At 49.4% G+C, this 2,533-nt stretch carries 2 tRNA genes and 2 rRNA genes (1 of these 4 only partly in view); all 4 read right to left on the reverse strand.

Features of this window, described 5'->3' with window-relative positions:
• A 23S ribosomal RNA gene (locus tag EG814_RS20800) occupies positions 1-673 on the reverse strand; it reaches 2,208 nt to the left of the window's first position.
• Positions 674-808: 135 nt separating this feature from the next.
• Positions 809-882 (reverse strand) — tRNA-Ala (locus EG814_RS20805).
• Between the two features lie 134 nt (positions 883-1,016).
• A tRNA-Ile gene (locus EG814_RS20810) sits at positions 1,017-1,090 on the reverse strand.
• A gap of 123 nt (positions 1,091-1,213) precedes the next feature.
• Positions 1,214-2,533 (reverse strand): 16S ribosomal RNA (locus EG814_RS20815); the annotation flags it as partial.

Raw genomic sequence — 2,533 nt, forward strand, 5'->3', positions numbered from 1 at the left:
ATTCAGACTCGCTTTCGCTGCGGATCCGTGGCTGAACCACTTATCCTTGCCAGCAGCGTTAACTCGTAGGCTCATTATGCAAAAGGCACGCCGTCACCCCACTTAAGGGCTCCGACCGCTTGTAGGCGCATGGTTTCAGGATCTATTTCACTCCGTTATTCACGGTTCTTTTCACCTTTCCCTCACGGTACTGGTTCACTATCGGTCTCTCAGGAGTATTTAGCCTTAGCGGATGGTCCCGCCAAATTCAGACAGGGTTTCACGTGCCCCGCCCTACTCAGGATACCGCTATCCATTACGCTCGTTGCCCATACGGGGCTGTCACCCTCTATGGCGCTCCTTTCCAGAAGCTTCCGGTTCCTTGCGCATGAAATATCGCGGTCCTACAACCCCACCTATGCCGTAACATAGATGGTTTGGGCTAATCCGCGTTCGCTCGCCACTACTTGCGGAATCACTTTTGTTTTCTTCTCCTCCGCCTACTTAGATGTTTCAGTTCAGCGGGTTTGCCCACCTATCGGTGTGCTATATCTTCAATATAGCGGGTTGCCCCATTCGGATATCTGCGGATCGATCGGTGTGTGCCCGTCCCCGCAGCTTTTCGCAGCTTATCACGTCCTTCTTCGCCTCTGAGAGCCTAGGCATTCCCCATGCGCCCTTATTTTGCTTATTGTACCCAATCTCGTTTTGCAACGAGACCGTTATTTTTGTTTTTCTTCTGCTTTCGCTTTAGAAAAACGCTTTCTACTTTCTTATTATTTTCTTATCCCAATATGTCAATGAACTTTTATTCGCCGTGGCGAATCAGTGGAGAATAACGGAGTCGAACCGTTGGCCTCCTGCGTGCAAGGCAGGCGCTCTAGCCAGCTGAGCTAATCCCCCATTTTTAGTTATGAGTTATTAGTTATGAGTTATGCTCATTTAACACTCAACTTCTAAAATTTCCTTTTAATTAAGCTTTGCAGCCTTTTTATTTTTAATTAATAATTTTTAATTTTTAATCATCTTTTAAAAAGTAGTCCCGGGCAGACTCGAACTGCCGACCCCTACATTATCAGTGTAGTACTCTAACCAGCTGAGCTACGAGACTCTGTTTACTTAATTCTTATTTCATTTTTTAAATTAACAGCAAGAGCAATACAATCTTCGATCCTAGCCTTCAGATCCGCATCTTATTTCCCAAGCGTGCTTTAAGCTAACACTCGGGCTCTAGAAAGGAGGTGTTCCAGCCGCACCTTCCGGTACGGCTACCTTGTTACGACTTAGCCCTAGTTACCAGTTTTACCCTAGGCAGCTCCTTGCGGTCACCGACTTCAGGCACCCCCAGCTTCCATGGCTTGACGGGCGGTGTGTACAAGGCCCGGGAACGTATTCACCGGATCATGGCTGATATCCGATTACTAGCGATTCCAGCTTCACGGAGTCGAGTTGCAGACTCCGATCCGAACTGTGACCGGCTTTATAGATTCGCTCCTGGTCACCCAGTGGCTGCTCTCTGTACCGGCCATTGTAGCACGTGTGTAGCCCAAGGCGTAAGGGCCGTGATGATTTGACGTCATCCCCACCTTCCTCACAGTTTGCACTGGCAGTCTTGTTAGAGTTCCCGACATGACTCGCTGGCAACTAACAACAGGGGTTGCGCTCGTTATAGGACTTAACCTGACACCTCACGGCACGAGCTGACGACAACCATGCAGCACCTTGTAGACTGTCTTGCGAAAGTTCTGTTTCCAAAACGGTCAGTCTGCATTTAAGCCTTGGTAAGGTTCCTCGCGTATCATCGAATTAAACCACATGCTCCACCGCTTGTGCGGGCCCCCGTCAATTCCTTTGAGTTTCAAACTTGCGTTCGTACTCCCCAGGTGGGATACTTATCACTTTCGCTTAGCCACTGAAGTTGCCCCCAACAGCTAGTATCCATCGTTTACGGCGTGGACTACCAGGGTATCTAATCCTGTTCGCTACCCACGCTTTCGTCCATCAGCGTCAATCCACCAGTAGCAACCTGCCTTCGCAATTGGTATTCCATGTAATCTCTAAGCATTTCACCGCTACACTACATATTCTAGTTGCTTCCTGATAATTCAAGTCCTGCAGTATCAATGGCCGTTCCATCGTTGAGCGATGGGCTTTCACCACTGACTTACAGGACCGCCTACGGACCCTTTAAACCCAATGATTCCGGATAACGCTTGGATCCTCCGTATTACCGCGGCTGCTGGCACGGAGTTAGCCGATCCTTATTCTTACGGTACCGTCAGGCTCCTACTCGTAGGAGTGTTTCTTCCCGTACAAAAGCAGTTTACAATCCATAGGACCGTCATCCTGCACGCGGCATGGCTGGTTCAGGCTTGCGCCCATTGACCAATATTCCTCACTGCTGCCTCCCGTAGGAGTCTGGTCCGTGTCTCAGTACCAGTGTGGGGGATCTCCCTCTCAGGACCCCTACCCATCGTAGCCTTGGTAGGCCGTTACCCTGCCAACTAGCTAATGGGACGCATGCTCATCTTTCACCGTTGTGACTTTAATTATA

Source organism: Flavobacterium ustbae (assembly GCF_003946915.1).
GTDB lineage: Bacteria > Bacteroidota > Bacteroidia > Flavobacteriales > Flavobacteriaceae > Flavobacterium > Flavobacterium ustbae.